This window comes from Bacillus sp. FSL L8-0358 (assembly GCF_038593095.1).
Lineage (GTDB): Bacteria > Bacillota > Bacilli > Bacillales > Bacillaceae > Bacillus > Bacillus subtilis.
The window spans coordinates 466,368-485,657 of the sequence record NZ_CP151962.1 but is presented as its reverse complement, the minus strand read 5'-3'; the positions used below and the strand labels follow the sequence as shown (position 1 = coordinate 485,657).

17 protein-coding genes, 2 pseudogenes and 1 riboswitch are annotated in these 19,290 nt (G+C 46.0%); of the genes and pseudogenes, 7 read left to right on the top strand and 12 right to left on the bottom strand.

Annotated features, from left to right (window positions below):
* Window positions 1-108: 108 nt before the first annotated feature.
* Entirely contained in the window at window positions 109-789 is a 681-nt protein-coding gene (dctR, locus tag NYE49_RS02485) for a two-component system response regulator DctR (protein ID WP_047182122.1), read from the bottom strand.
* Window positions 779-2,386, bottom strand: a complete 1,608-nt coding sequence (dctS, locus tag NYE49_RS02480) for a two-component system sensor histidine kinase DctS (protein WP_015382818.1) — start codon at window positions 2,384-2,386, stop codon at window positions 779-781. The genes dctR and dctS overlap by 11 nt, the downstream gene beginning before the upstream one ends.
* 69 nt (window positions 2,387-2,455) lie before the next feature.
* Here dctS and dctB point away from each other — a divergent pair, with 69 nt between their 5' ends.
* Entirely contained in the window at window positions 2,456-3,508 is a 1,053-nt protein-coding gene (gene dctB / locus NYE49_RS02475) for a C4-dicarboxylate TRAP transporter substrate-binding protein DctB (RefSeq protein WP_047182121.1), read from the top strand.
* Window positions 3,509-3,592: 84 nt separating this feature from the next.
* Window positions 3,593-4,414, top strand: coding sequence for a manganese catalase family protein (locus tag NYE49_RS02470; protein WP_015382816.1), 822 nt, complete (start codon window positions 3,593-3,595; stop codon window positions 4,412-4,414).
* Window positions 4,415-4,450: 36 nt separating this feature from the next.
* Here the strand turns inward: NYE49_RS02470 and NYE49_RS02465 are convergent.
* From NYE49_RS02465 to NYE49_RS02450, 4 genes and pseudogenes are all read right to left on the bottom strand, one after another.
* Window positions 4,451-4,809: pseudogene (locus NYE49_RS02465) on the bottom strand (YdbC family protein).
* A 2-nt stretch (window positions 4,810-4,811) separates the two neighbouring features.
* On the bottom strand, window positions 4,812-5,144 hold the full coding sequence (locus NYE49_RS02460; protein ID WP_015482823.1) for a cupin domain-containing protein: 333 nt from the start codon (window positions 5,142-5,144) through the stop codon (window positions 4,812-4,814).
* Between the two features lie 131 nt (window positions 5,145-5,275).
* On the bottom strand, window positions 5,276-5,647 hold the full coding sequence (gene gsiB, locus NYE49_RS02455; RefSeq protein ID WP_015382813.1) for a glucose starvation-inducible protein GsiB: 372 nt from the start codon (window positions 5,645-5,647) through the stop codon (window positions 5,276-5,278).
* A gap of 128 nt (window positions 5,648-5,775) precedes the next feature.
* A complete protein-coding gene (locus tag NYE49_RS02450) occupies window positions 5,776-6,594 on the bottom strand; it encodes an EcsC family protein (protein WP_047182120.1) in 819 nt (272 codons plus the stop codon).
* A gap of 117 nt (window positions 6,595-6,711) precedes the next feature.
* On the opposite strand from NYE49_RS02450, the gene NYE49_RS02445 reads away from it, so the two are divergent.
* From NYE49_RS02445 to NYE49_RS02425, 5 genes are all read left to right on the top strand, one after another.
* Window positions 6,712-7,164, top strand: coding sequence for a DUF2188 domain-containing protein (locus NYE49_RS02445; protein ID WP_047182119.1), 453 nt, complete (start codon window positions 6,712-6,714; stop codon window positions 7,162-7,164).
* 77 nt (window positions 7,165-7,241) lie between these two features.
* Window positions 7,242-7,499 carry a GlsB/YeaQ/YmgE family stress response membrane protein gene (locus NYE49_RS02440; RefSeq protein ID WP_003246519.1) on the top strand — a complete coding sequence of 86 codons (258 nt, stop codon included), beginning with the start codon at window positions 7,242-7,244 and terminating at the stop codon, window positions 7,497-7,499.
* A gap of 229 nt (window positions 7,500-7,728) precedes the next feature.
* Window positions 7,729-9,006, top strand: a complete 1,278-nt coding sequence (locus NYE49_RS02435) for an Nramp family divalent metal transporter (RefSeq protein ID WP_046340208.1) — start codon at window positions 7,729-7,731, stop codon at window positions 9,004-9,006.
* A gap of 103 nt (window positions 9,007-9,109) precedes the next feature.
* The gene (locus tag NYE49_RS02430) at window positions 9,110-9,376 is read left to right on the top strand and encodes a hypothetical protein (protein ID WP_009966591.1); all 267 of its coding nucleotides are present in this window, start codon (window positions 9,110-9,112) and stop codon (window positions 9,374-9,376) included.
* Window positions 9,377-9,404: 28 nt separating this feature from the next.
* Entirely contained in the window at window positions 9,405-9,545 is a 141-nt protein-coding gene (locus tag NYE49_RS02425) for a hypothetical protein (protein ID WP_046340207.1), read from the top strand.
* 63 nt (window positions 9,546-9,608) lie between these two features.
* Here NYE49_RS02425 and NYE49_RS02420 read toward each other — a convergent pair whose 3' ends face one another.
* From NYE49_RS02420 to NYE49_RS02395, 6 genes and pseudogenes are all read right to left on the bottom strand, one after another.
* Window positions 9,609-11,333: a pyruvate oxidase gene (locus NYE49_RS02420; protein WP_047182118.1), complete on the bottom strand. Its 1,725-nt coding sequence runs from the start codon at window positions 11,331-11,333 to the stop codon at window positions 9,609-9,611.
* Window positions 11,334-11,396: 63 nt separating this feature from the next.
* Window positions 11,397-11,849, bottom strand: a pseudogene (mutT, locus tag NYE49_RS02415) (8-oxo-dGTP diphosphatase MutT).
* A gap of 58 nt (window positions 11,850-11,907) precedes the next feature.
* Entirely contained in the window at window positions 11,908-13,731 is a 1,824-nt protein-coding gene (gene kimA / locus NYE49_RS02410) for a potassium transporter KimA (protein WP_003234374.1), read from the bottom strand.
* Window positions 13,732-13,923: 192 nt separating this feature from the next.
* Window positions 13,924-14,067, bottom strand: a riboswitch (cyclic di-AMP (ydaO/yuaA leader).
* 135 nt (window positions 14,068-14,202) lie between these two features.
* The gene (locus NYE49_RS02405) at window positions 14,203-16,314 is read right to left on the bottom strand and encodes a cellulose biosynthesis cyclic di-GMP-binding regulatory protein BcsB (protein WP_174616548.1); all 2,112 of its coding nucleotides are present in this window, start codon (window positions 16,312-16,314) and stop codon (window positions 14,203-14,205) included.
* Window positions 16,315-16,319: 5 nt separating this feature from the next.
* Window positions 16,320-17,582: a glycosyltransferase family 2 protein gene (locus NYE49_RS02400; RefSeq protein ID WP_047182116.1), complete on the bottom strand. Its 1,263-nt coding sequence runs from the start codon at window positions 17,580-17,582 to the stop codon at window positions 16,320-16,322.
* Window positions 17,575-19,284 (bottom strand): DUF2334 domain-containing protein, encoded by a 1,710-nt coding sequence (locus NYE49_RS02395; RefSeq protein WP_080344257.1) that lies wholly within the window; start codon window positions 19,282-19,284, stop codon window positions 17,575-17,577. Before NYE49_RS02395 ends, NYE49_RS02400 begins: the two co-directional genes overlap by 8 nt.
* Window positions 19,285-19,290 lie beyond the last annotated feature (6 nt).

Genomic DNA, 19,290 nt, shown 5'->3' with positions numbered 1-19,290 from the left:
CCTGTCCTATTCGCCTTTTGTGTCTTTCTTACTAGAATGATAGCGTTTTCATAACGTCTGGGGAAGTTTATGATCATAACGGACATTTTGGTCTTTTTGGTCTCAGGTTTATCCTTTTAACACGTAGCGGTTGACCGGCCGGCCGACTCCTCCGTATTGAACGTCCAATTGGATGGCCCCGGTTTTTTCTAAGTAATCAAGATATCGTCTGGCTGTCACTCTGGCGATGCCGAGCGCCTTGGCAACCTCTTCAGCAGAAAGGGATGCGGTTTGCTGTTTCAAAAAAGCAGTGACTTCATTCATCGTGAAGTGATTCAACCCTTTCGGCAGATCCTGTACGGCCTGCTGCGGAATATTCAGGATCGCATCGAGCTGTTCCTGGGAGAGCGTATCATTCGCTTCGATTTTTTGTTTATATTGCTTGTACTTTTCGAGCGCCTGTCTCATTCGCTCAAGCTTAAACGGCTTTAAGATATAGTCAACCGCCCCGTTTTGCAGCATGAGTGAGATCGTTTCCTTGTCTTTTGCAGCGGAGACGACAATGACATCCACTTCAAGCTTTTGCTTTCTGATCTCCTGCAAGGTCTTGATGCCGTCTTTTTTCGGCATGTACACATCGAGAATGACGAGATCCGGCTGTTCTTCTTTAATCAGCTTCATGCCTTCCTCTCCGTTTCCTGCCGTTGCACAGACAGTAACGCCTTTAACAGTTGTAATAAAATCCTTATTGACCTCTTGAACCATCGGATCGTCTTCAATGAGCAGAACCTTCCATTCTTTACGAGCCATGCTGTGCTTCCTCCCCCTTCATTGGAAAAACGATAGAAAAAGATGTCCCCTGCCCCGCATGTGAATCAACTTCTATCGTGCCCGATCCTTTGTCTATGATTTGTTTCACTAGATACAAGCCATAGCCTGTGCCGCCAGTTTTATTGACCGTAAAACCTTTGTCGTAAAGGCGAGGCATATGTGCCGGATCAATTCCGCAGCCGTTATCTTCTATTAAAATAGCAAGGATATCATCTGTTTGTTCGATACTAATGTCAATTCTTTTGTCTTCAGATTGAACGGTTTCAAATGAGCCGAAGGCATTTTCAATCAGATTCCCCAAAAGCACGACGATATCATGCTGATCAACATGCTCGGGAAATTGCTGAAGACTGCTGTTTTCATCTATATGAACAGCAATGCCGAGCTCTCTTCCCCTTCTGATTTTACTTAATAGAAGGCCTGCCGCAGCGTCATTTTGAATCGAGCGGTGCAGAAATTCAGTCACATTTTCCTGCTCAGTTGACGCCTGGAATGCAAGCTGCAAGGCTTTTTCAGATTTCCCCAGCTGGATGAGACCGGCGATCGTGTGCAGCTTATTCATATGCTCATGGTTTTGGACACGGAGCGCCTCCACAAAGTTTCTGACACCAGTCAATTCCTCTGCCATCTTGGCCGCTTCCGTTCTGTCCTGAAAAATCGCAACGGCGCCGATCACTTTTTTCTTCATGACGATCGGAATTCTGCTGCTCATGATGACTTTTCCGCTGACACGAATTTCTTCATTATAAACCGCTTTGTTCCGCTCCACGATTTCGGGCAGGCGCGAATCCTTGAGAACCTCCCAAATCACCTTGCCGATCAGATCCCCCTGCACTTCAAAGATCTGTTTCGCTTTTTCATTAAAAATCGTAATGATGAGACGATTGTCAATGGCGATCACCCCTTCATTCATCGAGTGAAACGTCGCTGTCCGTTCTTCATACATTCGGACAATCTCATGAGGTTCAAGCTGAAACATTTGTTTTTTGATATGGCGGGCCAGCAAAAAGGAACCCGCAAGGCCGAAGCCGAGTGTCAGCACAACGATGAATGCGATATCACGCTTTAAATGAAGCAGGATGTCAGCGATCCCCGGCAGCGTTTTTCCGACAAGCACCACGCCTATTTGGTTCAGGTCTTGATCCTTAACCGGATAAAAAGCGCGAACCGCCGTGCCGATCTCACCCTTTGCTTCAGAGAAATAAATGTGCTCCGCAAACGCTGCCTCCTCGTCTGCACCTTCTGATTTCTTTCCGATGCTTGTGCTGACAGGATGCGTATATCGGATGTGATTCATATCCATGACGACAATATAGTCTGCTTCATTAATCATCCTGATTTCTTCAACCGCATGGCGAACAGCTTCTGTTTGTTTTTTTCGCGCCAAGGCTTCTTTCACTTCTGTCATCTCTGACACTGTCCGGGCCGTATTCATCAGCCGCTTTTTCAGCTCCCGCTCCTCTGTATGCTGAATGTTGCCGATGAGCACAATGCCGCCGATCAAAAAGGAGAAAATGACGAGTATATAGGATAAGATCGTGATTTTCCAACGGATTGAGAGCTTCTTTTTGTTCATCAGCTTCTCCTTTCGGGTCTTTACGAATGTGATTGCCCCCATTATCCTTAACATAGGGGAGGGCTTTTCATGAAGAGTTTGCTTGCATGTCTCACACTGATGATCGCTGGAATTGCAACCGCTTTATTTATCGGATTCCATGATCATACCGGCAATAAAGAGATTGTTTATGATGACGACCAGGAAGGCCTGCAAGATCAAATCGTGTTTAAATTCAGCCACGTGGTTGCTGAAAATACGCCAAAAGGGCTGGCCGCCAATAAATTCGCTGATCTGGTGAACGAAAAATCAGGCGGAAAAATAAAAATAGAAGTATTTCCGAATGGAAGCCTGTACTCGGACATTGAAGAAATTGAAGCATTGCAAAACGGCGATGTTCAATTTATCGCCCCCTCCACATCGAAGCTCGGCATGCTCTCGCCTGAATGGGGAGTGCTGGATCTGCCGTATGCATTTACAGATTACAACGCCGTCAAAAAAGGGCTGAACGGAAGCATCGGCACACAGCTGTTTGATTCTCTAAAGAAAAACCAATTAAAAGGACTGGCCTATTGGACGAACGGCTTTAAGCAAATCACAACAAATCAAGGGCCGGTCAAAACACCTGATGATTTAAAAGGGCAGGATCTGCGCATTATGCAAAGCGATGTAATTGAGGATCAGTTCAAGCTGCTTGGCGCAACACCTCATCAGGAATCCTTCAATTCTACCTTTCAGCTGTTAGAAAACAATGTAGTCGATGGCGAAGAAAATACAATTTCAAACATCTATTCTAAAAAATTTTATAATGTTCAGGACTATTTGACAATAAGCAGCCACGGTTACCTCGGCTACGCTGTCATGACTGATGAACACTTCTGGAAGGCGCAAACACCAGAAACAAGACGCATTTTGACTGAAGCGATGAAGGAGACGACGGAGTGGAATGAAACGTATGCCGAACAAATGAACAAGGAGCAGCTGGAAGAAATCAAAAAGAATTCTGCTATACGTATTTATGAGCTGTCAGATAAAGAGAAACAAGAATGGATGAAGCGTCTTGACCCTGTTTACCGGCAGTATGAGCCCATCTTTGGCCGGGATCTGATCCGGGAACTGTTGGAGCTGCGAAAAGATTCATAGTTCCCATCTCGATACGCTGTTTTTCGTTTATCTTTCTATCGAGAGGAAATATAAAAAGAGATAATCGAAAAAGGAGATGGGTACATGTTTAAGCACACAAAAATGCTGCAGCATCCTGCTAAACCAGATCGTCCAGATCCATTATTCGCTAAAAAAATGCAAGAAATTTTAGGCGGGCAATTCGGAGAAATTTCAGTTGCCATGCAGTACTTATTTCAAGGCTGGAACACAAGAGGAAATGAAAAATACAAGGACTTGCTGATGGATACGGCAACTGAGGAGCTCGGGCATGTTGAAATGATCGCAACGATGATTGCCAGGCTTCTTGAGGATGCCCCTCTTGATCAGCAGGAAAAAGCTGCTGAAGATCCGGTCATCGGCTCCATCCTGGGCGGCATGAACCCTCACCATGCGATTGTATCAGGACTTGGCGCCATGCCGGAAAGTAGTACAGGCGTACCTTGGAGCGGCGGTTATATCGTAGCAAGCGGAAACCTGCTGGCAGACTTCCGCGCCAACCTGAATGCGGAATCTCAGGGCCGTCTGCAGGTCGCACGCCTGTTTGAAATGACGGATGACAAAGGCGTCAAAGATATGCTCAGCTTCCTGCTGGCGCGTGACACGATGCACCAAAATCAATGGCTCGCCGCCATTAAAGAATTAGAAGCACAGGAAGGTCCGGTTGTGCCGGGTACATTCCCGAAAGCGCTCGAAAAACAAGAGTTCTCACATCAGCTTATCAATTTCTCTGAAGGCGAAGAAAGCGCCAAACAAAACTGGCTGAATGAAAAAGCGCCGGACGGAGAAGCCTTTGAATATGTGAAAGAAGCAAAAACGTTTGGAGAAAAACCGGAGTTAAAACCAGCACCGCCTTTTGTTCATAATACACTTCCGGGACGCGAGTAAAGAGACAAGCCCAAAACATGATGTTTTGGGCTTTGATTATGCCTTCAGAACCGTCCAGTCTGGTTCGTACCGGATATCAGGGTTATGTAACAGATCGTGAACGAACGGTTTATCCTCTTCGTATACCGTCACCTCTATCGAAAGAATTACAGCCTTCTGATCGTTTCCTCGTATATGCTGTCATGTTCGTTCTCCATAAAATGATCGTAGGCTTCTCTGTTTTCCCATACACTGATGATTTCTGCAGTGAGCGGCTCGTCTATCGTTTTTCGCCAGCCGCCGGCCTGTTTGATGAAGCCGCTTATATGCGATAACGCCCCCCATTGTGACTGCGCTTTTGCAAATGCTTCAGCGTTTGCAGCGTCTACTTCACATACAATCCTTTTGATCAGCATGGCTACTCCTCTATGATGACGGTTTCGGCTTGTTTATGCTCCACACAGAGATTTACCGTCCTGACGTAAGAGCGTGTGCGGTGAACCGTGCCTTTCGGGATCAGCAGGCTGTCATTTGCTTTGAGCACCGCGGTTTCTTTGTCTTTAAAATCGATCAGCAGCTCACCTTCAAGAACAATAAACAATTCGTCTGAGTCAGGGTGATGGTGCCAGTCATATTCTCCCGTAAACACCGCAAGGCGCACACAATGGTCGTTGACCTCTGAGATTGAAAAATTGGCGTGCTTTTCTTTGACTTCATTTGCGATGGCGAGCAAGTTTTGCATCTTGGACATTAGCGAAAACCCCTTTTTCACTTATTGTATCGCAATAGTGGCATAAATTGAGAAGATTCCAAAAAAAAGCGATCCAGCTGATGTGCCGGATCGCTTTTTTATTTACAGGTTGTCTGCCTTTATGCTTTTGATTAGTCGTTGTTGCGGGCGTTTCCGCCTTTTGAGCCAATTTCTTGGTAGAATTCTTTATCATGATTTTTGCTTGTAGCCTCTCCGCCTTTACGGCCGATATCTTGATAGAATTCTTTGTCATGGTTTTCGCTAGTGGCTTCTCCGCCTTTTTCGCCGATTTCTTGATAGAACTCTTTGTCATGATTTTCGCTAGTGGCTTCTCCGCCTTTTTCACCGATTTCTTGATAGAATTCTTTGTCATGGTTTTTGCTTGTGGCTTCTCCGCCTTTTTTCCCAATCTCTTGATAGAATTCTTTGTCATGGTTCTTGCTTGTTGTTTCTCCGCCTTTTCTACCTGCTTCTTCTCTGCTCATTTTGTTATCGTCTGCCATTTTGAATTCCTCCTTTAATTGGTGTTGGTTGTTGTATTCCCGCTCACAATTCTTTTAAACAAACAAAACACATTGGGTATGTTTCCACTAAAAAAAGCAGGCGGATCGCGGTGTCCGTCTGCTTTCTGCTATTCCATCTCTCGTTCTGTTTCTTTCAGTCGTTCAAGAATGCGCCTCTTTTTGTACAGCATCATGCCTGTCTCGGTAATGTCGTTTAATGTTGAGCGATTGGCAGCGGCGCCAAAAACCATTCCGGCAACCGGCACCATCTGGAAAAGTTTTTTCCAGCCAAACGTGTCTCGATAGCCCAAAACGACTTCTCGCCAGCCTTGGATTTGAGAAGCGACATTCTTATATGTACGGTCTTGATCGTAGTGTTTTAATTCCTGCAAAATCGTTCTTTTGCCGACAACATCAGCCGACGTCAGCTGCAGACATTTCACAATGAAGACGCGTTCTTTTTTCTCCTTTGGATCATAGCCGTATGCGACTGCGATATCCTGTAATGTTTTTAGTGATAAGCCAAGCACTGCCGGAATGTCTGCCGCCAGCGTAAACACGCCGCCCACACCGGTTGTCGCGCCTTGAACGGTTGCTGCGTTGGTTCTGTTTTTGCCCATTCCTTCCGCAATTTCATCCATGACAGGAAGAGGCGCTTTCCGGATGTCCTCCAGTGATTCAAAGATCTCCTCCGGCAGTTTCTTTTGAAACATCCTGATAATCTGTTTTTCAGATGTCAGGTACTGTCCGCCTGTTTGAACAAAGCTGCCGACCTCATCCAAGAGCTTGCCGATCTTTTTCTGGATGAATTCCGGTGTCAGCTTGTCCAGCAGCTGAAACGGGAGACGGCTGAGCTTTTCCCAAAACCAGATTTTTTGCTGATCTTTTTCCCATTTCTCTATCTCTTTTAATTGCTGATGTAAGTCTTCTTTTCGTTCCGTTGTCACCCAACCCGCACTTCCCTTCCGTTTTTTCTACTATATAGTATACCTTCATTTTTTCGGATGCGTTTTTATTTTTCACCTGCGGGTACCATTTTTATAAAAGGAAAAGGAGTGATGGACATGCCTTGGTCGATGAAGGATTATCCTGCTTCATTAAAAAATCTTGAGAAGCCGGTGAGAAAAAAGGCGATAGACATTGCGAATGCGATGATTGATGAAGGCTATGGGGAAGGGCGCGCGATTCCAATTGCGACAAGCAAAGCGAAGGAATGGGCGGAAAACGCCTCTACAGATGAAATTGATGATTTCCTGACGCATGATGATGAGACAGAACGCGATGCTGATCCAAGCAGCGGCAGCGGCCCCGAGCTCATGAATAAACCAGAGCATGTTATTAAGCATAAAAAAGGCTGGGCAGTCAAAGCCGAGGGCGCCAAACGTGTGTCTGAAATCAAGGATACAAAGAAAGAAGCGATTGAACGGGCAAAGGAAATCGCGACGCATAAAGGCACTGAGGTCATTGTTCATTTAGCTGACGGCAGTGTGCAGAGAAAGATTAAAACAGGATCATAAAGGAATATGCTTTTAAGTGTTTCGAAATGATCAGGAGCGGTTATTGATTGGTAAATCATTTATGAGAGGTGATCATGATGCTTAGCTTTTTGGTTTCATTAGTTGTTGCTATTGTTATCGGATTAATTGGGAGCGCCATTGTAGGAAACCGGCTGCCGGGAGGAATTTTCGGCTCTATGATTGCCGGGCTGATCGGCGCTTGGATTGGGCACGGACTTCTTGGCACATGGGGACCGAGCCTCGCCGGCTTTGCTATTTTCCCGGCCATCATCGGGGCAGCCATCTTCGTATTCTTGCTGGGCCTTATATTCCGCGGGCTGCGGAAGGAAGCCTAGACTCATTAGATACAGAAGGCATCGTTTCGAACTGAAACGATGTCTTTTTATATGGGACCTTATCCCGAATCCCTACATATCATGTTACATAACAGGGAAAAATTCAGAAGTGTATTTTGAACATTTTCGGTTGACAAGAAACCGGGATGGTCATATGATGTAGATAAAATAATTTGCCTTAAGGAAACTCTTTGTTGTACGGCAAAAACAAACAGAATTCAGGTGAGACATGATGAACAAGGACATCACAGCACAATCTCCCCGTTCCAAAGCCGTCCAAGATGCGCTTGACGGGAAAATCAGAGGATTCAGAGGGCTGCTCCCTTTTCTCGGCCCTGCATTTATAGCAGCCATTGCCTATATTGATCCCGGCAACTTCGCAACGAATATTTCGGCGGGTTCTAAATACGGATATATGCTCTTATGGGTGATCTTATTTTCTAATATCATGGCGCTTTTAATTCAATCCCTATCCGCCAAACTCGGTATTGCGACAGGCAAAAATCTGCCTGAGGTTGCCCGTGAAGAATTCCCGAAGCCTGTTTCGATCGGATTATGGATTCAGGGCGAGCTGGTCATTATCGCAACTGATCTGGCGGAATTTATCGGAGCGGCTCTGGGACTGTATTTGCTGTTCGGCATTCCGATGCTTGAAGCGTCTATTATAGCTGCGATCGGTTCTTTCGCGATATTGGAGCTTCAGCGCCGCGGTTATCGCTCACTTGAAGCCGGTATTGCCGGTATGCTGTTTGTGGTCGTGATCGCCTTTGCGCTGCAGACCTTTTTCGCAAAGCCTGATGCCGTGTCAGTGATGAAGGGCCTTTTTGTCCCGGCGTTTCATGGCACTGACAGTGTGCTTCTTGCAGCGGGTATTCTTGGCGCAACTGTTATGCCGCACGCCATTTATTTACACTCTGCCCTTACACAGCGGCGGGTGATTGGCAAAACTGATGCAGAACGAAAAAAAATCTTTAGGTTTGAATTTATTGATATTTTAATAGCGATGCTGATTGCAGGGGCTATTAATGCAAGTATGCTGATTGTGGCTGCCGCATTATTCTTCAAAAACGGCCTGTTTGTTGAGGATCTCGACGTCGCATTTCAGCAATTCGGACATCTAGTCAGCCCTATGTCTGCGGCTTTATTCGGGATCGGGCTGCTCGTTGCCGGTCTATCCAGTTCGTCTGTCGGCACACTTTCAGGGGACGTGATTATGCAAGGATTTATCAACTACCGAATTCCGCTGTATGTACGGCGTTTTATCACGATCATTCCGCCGATCTTGATCATCGCGTCAGGCGTTAATCCGACGACCGCTCTCGTACTGAGCCAAGTCGTGCTGTCCTTCGGGATCGCCTTTGCCCTCATTCCGCTTATTATGTTTACAAGCAATAAACGGATCATGGGATCTCTAATCAACGCCAAATGGGTCACAGTGGTGTCTTGGCTGATTGCGGTATTGATCGTCGCTTTGAATGTGTTTTTAATTGTAGATACGTTTCGATAAAAAAACCGGCTTCTAAAGCCGGTTTTTATTTTTTCGCAAAAGCTCATTGATACCCTTTTTGACAGAAATTTGTTATGATAAAAGAAAAATCGGAGTTTTGATGATGTCAGTATTTATTCTGTTTTATTTGTGGATTGTTCCTATTGTTATCGGCATTTTATGTTCTGTTGCTGCCCATAAATCCAAGGGAAAAATGAGAGTCGCGCCCGGCATTGCCATGATCGTGCTCAGTATCATTTCCCTAATCACGGCGTTTACGGCCGGACACACAAATTTCCACGTGTTTATCGGCGGCATGTTTTTATTCGGCACCTTCTTGGTCGGTTCTGCTTTTCCTTTCTTCTTCGGGCTGAAGAAAAAAGAGAAATAACCCTATTATGAGAAGAGTTCTGTAAGATTTGATAAGAATAAACATACAAGGACAAATGCATCTCATTACTTTGAAACAAGATGCATTTGTCCTTTTGTCTGTATTGAGTATGGCCAAATCAGTTCCTAATACATACACCGATCATTTTATGAATTCAAACATGTTATAGCTGAAAATACGTTTGTTTCCAACAAAAAACAGAGGCCTTTTGGGGCCTCTGTTTTCTGTTTTTTTAAAATAACCGTTTCAAACTTTTCTTCAGTGACGGCATTTCAAATTTTTGGTTTTCGAAGAAGTTTTTCAGCATGTACTTGCTAAAGCCTTTCGCCTGCCCGTAGGTGATTTTGCCAGGCAGCGGCGGTTCGTTTCCAATCATGACATCCACAACGACAGGTTGGTCAGAGTGCAGCGCCTCATGGAAAGCCGGCGCAAGCTCTTCCGCTTTGGTCACTTTGATGCCCTTTGCTCCGCAGCTTTCTGCAAATGCGGCATAGTCGACATTTTGAAGTTTTGTGACATAGTCGATATTGCCTTTGACCTGCTGCTCGTACTCAATCATGCCGAGATTTTCGTTGTTTAAAATAACGACTGTGATCGGGAGCTTATATTTGACGGCGGTCGGGAGGTCCTGCATGACCATGGAAAATCCCCCGTCACCGCAGACGGCGATCGCCTGGCGTTCCGGTTCGGACAAGCTTGCTGCGATCGCTCCCGGCAGGCCGAAACCCATTGTCGCAAGCCAGCTGGAAACGATGAAATCCTGGTTCGCGTTCATTTTGAAATGACGCGCCATCCAGACTGTCACAGTGCCGACATCTACAGAGAGCACCGCATCATCGGCTGCCGCTTCCTGAAGACGTGCCACGACCTGCTGAGGTTTAAGCGGTGTTGTTGCCTCTGTCTCATCTTTTTCAATTTCGTTCCACCAATGCTGCATATGTTCTGTGCAGGCATTCAGGAATCTTCTATCTTCCTTGCGTTCAATATACTCTGTCAATTCGCGCAGGCCGAGAGCCGAATCGCAGACAAGGCCCGCTGTCACCGGATACCGTTTTCCGATTTTTGCCGGATCTGAATCGAGCTGTATCGCCGGCGTGTCATCAGGCAAATAATCACGGTACGGGAAGGACGTTCCAAGCATGATTAATAAATCACATTCCTCCATTGCCTCATAAGCCGGCTTTGTTCCGATCTGCCCGAGGTTGCCGAGAAAATGCGGATGCTTATCGGGAACAACACCCTTTGCCGGGAGTGTAACAACGATCGGAGCGGCGGCTTTGTCCGCAAATTCTAAGAGCTCCCGTTTCGCCTTTTTCATTCCCTGCCCTGCCAGGATAATCGGCTTCTTAGCGTTATTAATATATTGGGCGCAGGTGACGAGCTGTTCTTTTTTCGGTTCAAGGTTCCCTTCAATATACACTGGTGAAGTATACACGGGCTCCCGTTTGATTTTCTCCGCAAACAAATCATCTGACACGCTCAATACCGCAACGCCTTTTTTGCTGTAGGCGGTCCTGATCGCCTGATTTAAGAGATCCGGAAGTGATTCTGCGCTATGTACCTCTCTGTTGAACACAGCCACGTCCTCAAACATTTGCTCCAGCTTAATCTCCTGGAAATAGTCCCGTCCGACTTCGCCAGAAGAAACCTGTCCTGCAATCGCCAGCACAGGGGCGCCGTCCGCTTTTGCATCATATAAACCATTTAATAAGTGCACCGCTCCCGGCCCTGCGATTGACAGACAGACTCCGATCTTGCCGGTGAGTTTTGCTTCAGCCGCGGCTGCCAGTGCCGCTACCTCTTCGTGGCGGGTTTGAATGAACTTCAGTTGATTTCTTTCGTGTCTTAATTCTTCAATAAACTCATTTATACTGTCTCCGGGGATGCCGTATACATGATCAACTCCCCATTGCTCAAGCAGCTCTGTCATTACTTGTCCTGCAGTTTTGTGTGTCATAACGTATCCTCCTTTTTCCTTTTTTCAATACCACAGGAGAAAGGCTTTAAAACCCGGAGACCTTTATCGCTTGCCCAGTCTTCTTTTCAACAGGTCGATCGCCGCGAGCAACCCTATATCCTTGACGGTGACATTTACATCTTGAGCGCCGTTTTTGAAATCATTGATCTGCCTTTTTCGGTTCGGCACCATAAAAAGCGGCAAACGCCCCGGAGAAACCCACTTTAATCCCGCTGTCTCTGTGCCGTTAGCCATTGCTTGTCCGCCTGTTATGCTTCCGAAAAACACATGCTGTTCATCTTGAAACTTTGGCCTTAGGTAAACACCTATTTTCGCAGAAAGCGCTGCATTGTATCCCGTTTCTTCCAATACCTCCCGCACTGCCGCTTCCTCAGCCGATTCCCCGGGGTCAACCCTGCCGCCCGGCAAATCTCATAGAGGGACATCTTTTCGTTTCACCAGCAGAATTTGCTGACTTTCGTTCAGTACGATCACAAAAGCACCTTGTGTATACACCGCCATACCTCCCATTCCAACAAAAAAGGACCAAGGTAATTCCCTTGGTCCTAGAGCTTTACTTTTTAAAGTGATACGGCAGTGTGGCAACCATTATGTCCTTTTTCCAGAACAGCCGGACTCTGAGGAGGAAGGCCGATTGGTTGTGAAGGATGGTGTGCCAGCGTTTTTTCGTTATAAATTGCGGAAATAGCACCATAACGGAAAACTGCTCCTTCTTCGCTTTTGCCTCAACTGTTTCCAAAAACTTATCAAACGGATGGACAAGGCTTCTGTACGAGGAGTGAAGCGTCACGAGACGCACGCCGTTATTAAGCTCTTCCCAGCGTTTTTCGAATTTCTTTTCCTGTTCTCTGTCAAATGACACGTGAACGGCGATCACCTGATCGGACAGTGATTTCGCATAGTGAATCGATTTTTGCACGACGGTGGTGACACCAGCCACAGGCACAATCACAACGGTGCCTTTGATTTCTTCCGGCTCTTTGTCTACGATGCGAAGCTGTTCGCCAACCGCTGTATAGTGATTTTTAATCGCAAAAAACAGCAAAACGACGATAGGCATAAAGATTAACACAGGCCATACGACATTAAACTTCGTCACAAACAGAATGGATAGAACCATAAATGAGATCAGAGCGCCACAGGAGTTGATCAGCATTTTTCCGATCCAGCCTTTTGGTTTTTGCTTGATCCATTTCATGCACATGCCGGTTTGTGAAAGCGTAAATGGAATAAATACGCCCACAGCATATAACGGGATTAAGTGCTCCGTCTGTCCTCCGAATAAGATAATGAGAACAATGGAGGCAAAGCCTAAAAAGATAATCCCATTTGAGAAGCCTAAGCGGTCGCCCCTGACTGTAAACATTCGCGGCATATACTGGTCTCTCGCCAGGTTGAAGGCAAGCTGCGGGAAGGCTGAAAATCCCGTATTTGCCGCAAGAACCAAAATAAGCGATGTGACACCTTGGATGACATAGTAGAACACATTCCGCCCGAAGGTTTCGGACGCAATTTGTGAAACCACTGTTTCATCAGGCTTCGGCGCCGTACCATACCCGTACGCGAGCACCGTGATGCCGGAAAACAGAATCGCCAGCAAAATCCCCATCATCGCAAGCGTTCTTGCCGCGTTTCGCGCAGGCGGGTTTTTGAATGCAGGAATCGCATTAGAAATGGCCTCAACCCCGGTCAATGCTGAGCAGCCGGAGGAAAAAGCCTTAAGCAGCAAAAACAGCGTAATGCCGGCTACAGGTGTGCCGAGCGGTGTATGATGGGCTGGCTGGTCTATTTGTCCTGTCATGAGTTTAAACAACCCGACTGCAATGAGAACCAAAAGCGCCACCACAAACAGATAAACCGGGTAGGCAAGTATGGATGCCGATTCCGAAAGCCCGCGCAGGTTCAAAATCATAATCACTAACACGAGAAAAATAGCGATCGGCACATGATAATCATGCAATGCAGGAAAGGCTGACGTGATGGCGTCCGTGCCTGCGGAAATACTTACCGCTACTGTTAAAATATAATCAACAAGCAATGAACCGCCCGCAATCAATCCCGGTTTTTCACCGAGATTTTCTTTAGAAACGACATACGCCCCGCCGCCCTGCGGATAAGCGTAAATAATTTGCCTGTATGAAAGAATCAGTGCGAGCAGCAAGATGAGAACGCCAACCGCAATCGGAATGGAGTACCAAAATGCGGCAGCACTGATTGTTGCCAAAATGATTAGAATTTGTTCTGTCCCATATGCGACAGATGACAGCGCATCTGAGGAAAGCATAGCCAAGGCTTTTAATTTCGTCAGTTTTTGCTCTCCAGCTGCTTGGGATTTTAGTGGTTTCCCAATCAAAAAACGTTTGATTGAATGATACATCGATGTCTTCCCCTTTTAATTTCTCATTTTTCAATTAAAACAATAAAACATCAGTGTCTTGCTCTCACATGTTGATGATAGTCCTTTCTGCTATGATGTCTCTGTATGCGATTTGCATTCAAAAATGAACAACAAAAAACACAGAGGCAAACGGATGCCCCTGTGCCATAACATCGAACACAGGTTTCATTCATCTCCTCTCACGAACGCTTACGAGGTTAGCTGACGGATTCGGGCATATGAGAGTTAGCCCTACCTAAAAAGGATTCACCCCAACGGCAAAAAGCCGTTCTATTGGGTCCCCCGCTCTGATTTCAGATTAAGCGATTTGTTTTCTAAAAGAGATCATACTCCCGTTCCCGCACGTTGTAAAGAGGCTTATTGGCTGAGAGAAAAAAATAAAATGACAGGTTCCACAAATGGAATTTACTTACCAAAAATAAAAAAACAGAGGCTAAAATCGCCTCTGTTTTATTCTGTATCTGTCTTTCTTTTTCTGCGTCTTACAGCAATCCAAATGAATACTGCCGCAATCACCATAATGAGTGCCAGCACACCAATATACATCCATTTCTGGCTATGATCCTGTGTTGATTGTTCTGCGTCGGAACTGTTTGTTTCCGATTTGAGCTGCTGGTGGTTTGTAAACACCTGCTGGCTATTTGTTTCATTAAGGACGGTTGCCGACTCATCGTTGCTGTTCAGATAACTGATGATCTCTTTTGTGACAGCCGTGCCATCTCCTTTTGACGGTGCAAAGACAGCCATTGTATAGCGTGAATCCCAAACCGATGCTTGGGTAAATACCACTTGTTTTGTCGTCTCATTCAGCATCTCGAAACCAGATACATCAAACGAGCCGTTCTTTTCCTGCGGCACAAGCAGATCTGATGATTTCTCCTTCAGAAGAGAAAATTGATTGATCCCCCCTATGAAAATGAGGTTTCGTCCTTTCGCATCCTTTGCTGTAACGTCAGATGATTTCTTTACCGTATATGAATGCTGTGCTTCGCTGCCAAAGGATTCCGTTACGAGAGAAAGCTCCTCTAGCTTCGATTGGCTTACGGTGTCAGGAAGCACGATTAACGTTGTTTGATCCTGGTTTCCGGCGTAAGGCAGCGGCCACTCTTGAAAATCCGCTGACGGAGACATGCCTTTGATGGCGTATGATAATGTACTGTTTTTATCGATAAAAACCCACTTTTCTTCATCAGTGGTGTTGCAAGGGTTGTTTTCCTTTAAACCGGTCGTGACGAACTGAATATCAATGTAGCGGTTTTTTTGCAGCAGCTTAGGGTCCACTTTCACTGTGACATGATAGAATCCGTTTTTATCTTCTTTTCCTAATTCATCAAGTCGGACCGAGTGCGGCTGGCCGTTGATCATCACTTTCAGTTCTGCGGCCTGAGAGGCTGACTCGTTTTCAGCCGTTGAGGCTTGAATCGTTTCAGACTTTTTCAGTTTAAGCGACAGCTTCGCCGATTGGTTTTCATCTAAAACAGCCGAAGCCGGATAAAAATAATGTGCTGAAGATGTTTTGTCGGCTCCAATTGTGATATCGCCCGCTCCAAAATTCTCAAGGGTCAGCTTATCGCTTTCTTTTTTTTCAGTCTGCTGAAGCTTGCTGATTGAAAGTGTATCGCCGCTGAGTTGGCCTGTATATGTCTGATCTGTCATCACGCTGATTTTTTTAGTGAGCGCGTCCTCGGACGCCGCTTGCGCAAACAGAACCGGCTGCTGTTTGCCCTCTGCTTTCAGCACCCGCTCCGCAAGCAGAAGGTTTTCTCCTTTTGCCTGTAGCCCGGCTTGTTTCAACAGTTTTTTCACTTTGCCGTTCCAATGCTTGTCCACACCGATAACAATCGTCGGCTTATCGATTTTTTTCAGTTCAGATTCCGTGACATACGCAATACTGACACTGCTGTCCACCGTTTTCAAATAGCCTTCTGTTTTAACAGCAGCTTCTATTTCTGCCGAACTTGGGTCATCCGGAATGACGATGGCTGTTTCTTCCGCTGTATTTCCAGATTGGGCGAAAGGATACGGATAATGGTCCAGCGACGTTCCCTTCGCTTCACTGCTGTCAGCAAGTGTCAGCCGGCTGTCCGGATAAATTTTGATCCAGTTGCCTGATGTATCCTGTCTGACGCACACGCCCTCTTTCATTACGCCGTAGAATTTCAGCGATACGTTGTGATAGCCTTGCGCAGACTGGCTTTTATTCAGATTCAGCTTCACTGTTTTCCGTTTGGAATCACCATCAAGCTTTAACGTCTTGACCGGTTCATCATCAATGACAGCCGTTAACGATGATGGAGAAATTAAAAGATTTGATGCCTCGTATTCGATTACCAATTGCTGATTGCCCGAAGAGGCGCCTGCCGGGATCTGATACGTCAGCTCTGCGCTGTCTTTTGATCCATACAGTGTAATCAGCTCGCTTGTCAGCACCTGCTGTTTGGCTTGTTCTTGGCTGCTTTTCCCGAGGAGCGAACCGCTGACCTGTACGTCTTTGGCAAGAGCCGTTTGTCCAGTCATCACCAGCAGCATGAAGCTTGTGAGAAAAATCATTATTTGTTTCAAAAAGGTCACCCGCTTTTATGTTGATTGTATCGTTCTGTCTTGTACCATTTGACCTCTTGCTTGAATAAACGGTGCTTGATTTCTACGAATAAAGAGTAGATAACAAGCACAATCCATGCCTGCGAGTATGTGAAGTACATGAGAAATACGATAAAAAAGTTTTGCTTGTTCATTTCTGTTTTTTCAATGCTCAACGTAATCATGACCTCTGTCATAAATAAGAAAAACGCCAAAATCCAGAGAATCATTGCCAAAAATCCAACAGACAAATGCAGATCATAAAACAAATTCACTACAAAAATCGCATTTGACATGATCACGCCAAAGAAAAACAGGAAGTACGTAAAGAAAAAATAAAACAAATCAAAGATAATCCGTTTTCGTTTCAGCTTAAAAAACTGCGCCAAAAATTTGAGCACGACATATTGATTGCCGCGCGCCCATCGGGTGCGCTGGCGCCACCATACCTTCCATGTTTCCGGTTCCTGCTCCCACGTGATGGCGGCAGGGAAAAAGCGGATGTGGTAGCCGAGATTATACACCCGGATGGTCAGCTCAGTATCCTCAGCGAGCGCTTTGTCATCCCAGCCTCCGAGCTTTTCGATAATGCTTCTGCGGATCGCGAAGTTGGTGCCTGGGATCGTGGCGATTTTGAACCACTTCCATCTGCCTCCCTGGGCCATCCACTGAAAACAGATCGTTTCGATATTAATAAACCTTGTCAGCAGCGTCTTTGCTGCATTGATGACGCGGAATTTTCCTACCACGGCGCCTGCCTTTTCGTCATTCATCAGGCCGAGCACGAGGTAATACACGGCCATTTTCTCAGGCGTGTTGTCGGCGTCATACACACAGATCACATCGCCGTTCGATTCGGCAAAACCCGAGTTAAGTGCAGAGGATTTTCCTTTTCCTGCATTTGGCGGCTTCGTAATCACCATTTTGATGAAATCGTATTTCTCGGAAAATTCATTGACGATATCACCCGTCCGGTCTGATGAATTATCATTAACGACGATAATCTCCAGCCGGTCCTTCGGATAATAAAGGTTGACCATCGCCTTCAGCGTCTGCCGAATCACAACCTCTTCGTTATGCGCCGGGATGAGAACGCTGACCTTCGGCAATTCCTTCATGTTTTCTCTCCACTTCGAGATATTCCGTTCGAAGGTCATATAGTGGCGAAACCCGCCCTGCATGAGGAACATGTGGTAGAGAAGCATCACCCATATTAAACTTAGCGAAATAAAGAACAGCGTATTACCCAAGGCTTCTTCTCTCCTTAAAAATTCGTTTTTTCAATGTGGCTCTCAAGTAAAACGTATAACTGACAAACATGATGACAAATAAGAGCACAACAGCGGAGAGAATCCATAACGCCTTTTCAAGAGGGGTTTGCCGGTGATGATCGAAAAACTCGTCAATGGCGCTTACGCCGTTTTTCACCTGAATCGTTCCGTCACCGCTTGTATGAATTTCCACTTTGTCTGTTTTGACGGTTTGTTTCGTTTTCTTTAAATCAAGCCATTCACTGTCTGGAATGCGTTCCATCTGATCAACCAGCTCCGGCAGATATTTCATCCCAAGGTACGGGTGATAAAATCCACCGGCTACTCCGCCTTCAAAATCAATCATCTGGGAGATGTGCTCCTCCATCTCACCGAGCGGGTTTTGCTTTGATGTGTCGACAAAACCGATCGTTTCCGGATAAAGCGTCATTCCGTGCAATATCGAAGGAGCAGTCACAAACGGAGGTGCACCGGATGTTTTCCATGTTGTGCTGCTGAGCTGGACCTGGCCGAAAATGCTTGTAAAATACTGCGAGGCGATTTGATAGCCATAATCGGACATCGTGTAATGCGGCGCTTCAAACGCCAGCGGGTAAAGACCCGATGATGTCAAATCCTCAATGGCACGCGTCAGTTTTTGTTTTGTATACGTTTCTTCCTTTTCCCGAAATGGTTCGAGATAGCTGTGATAGGCTTGTTCGTTCGGGAAGTCCTGTTCTTTCTCCAAAACGGACGGGGGGTCTTCGGCATTTCCGGATGTAATCGGCTGATCCGCCTTTGCATCCCAAAATTCAAAGCCCTCTCCCGTTTCACTGTAGCGATAAGCGTGAGTATAGCCGTGAACAATGATACTGCCGCCCATGCTTTGCAGCTTTTTCAGCACCTTGACCATCTTCGGTTGATCAGACAAATACACTTTGTCGCCTGTTTCCGGATTCAAGTAAACCGGAATGACCGCCAGGATAAAAGGAATATGCCGCTTATGCAGGTATGTACCGGCTTGAAGCAGCAATTTTTCATCAGACATCGGGCTGATATCCTCGAGACGCAAATACAATAACGTCGTCCCCGCCTTCTCTCCGAAAGCTCCTCTGAGCTGTTTCGCCACGATTAAATTGTCATTTAACAAATTTGTTAATCCAATGTACACATTCCCTTTTTTTGTTTTCCATATAAAAGAATGCGTTGTGCCGTCATCGGCTTTGAAGGTGTAAAGCGCCGTTCCTTTCAGGCCTGATACACTCAGCACGTTAAGCCCGCTTTCCAGAGACACATCGGCCTTTTCCGACCTGCTGTGAACCTGAAACACATTTTCTTTGCGGGCTAATGAAAGCCCGGAAAATTGGCTGATTTGGCCTGCGTTATAGCCAATGGCGACAACCGGTTTTTTTACGCCGCTGATAAGAGACAGCAGTTTTTTGCTGAGCTTTCTTTTCGTTTGGCCGTAATAAATCACATGGTCTTTCCCTTTGAAATCCGACGCTTCAACGTCTGAATCTTTTTTGACTGTCACATGGGATGTAAAGTGGCCCGCAAGCAAATCGAGCATTTTGACTTGTGACGACTCTTTGCCATCCAAGGTTGAATAGATGATGAGAATGCCGGCATCTTGATCTTTCGCTTGCGCAGAAACGGGAAAAGACGCAATAGCTGAAAATAGAAGCATCATGACGCATAGCAGTGTGAT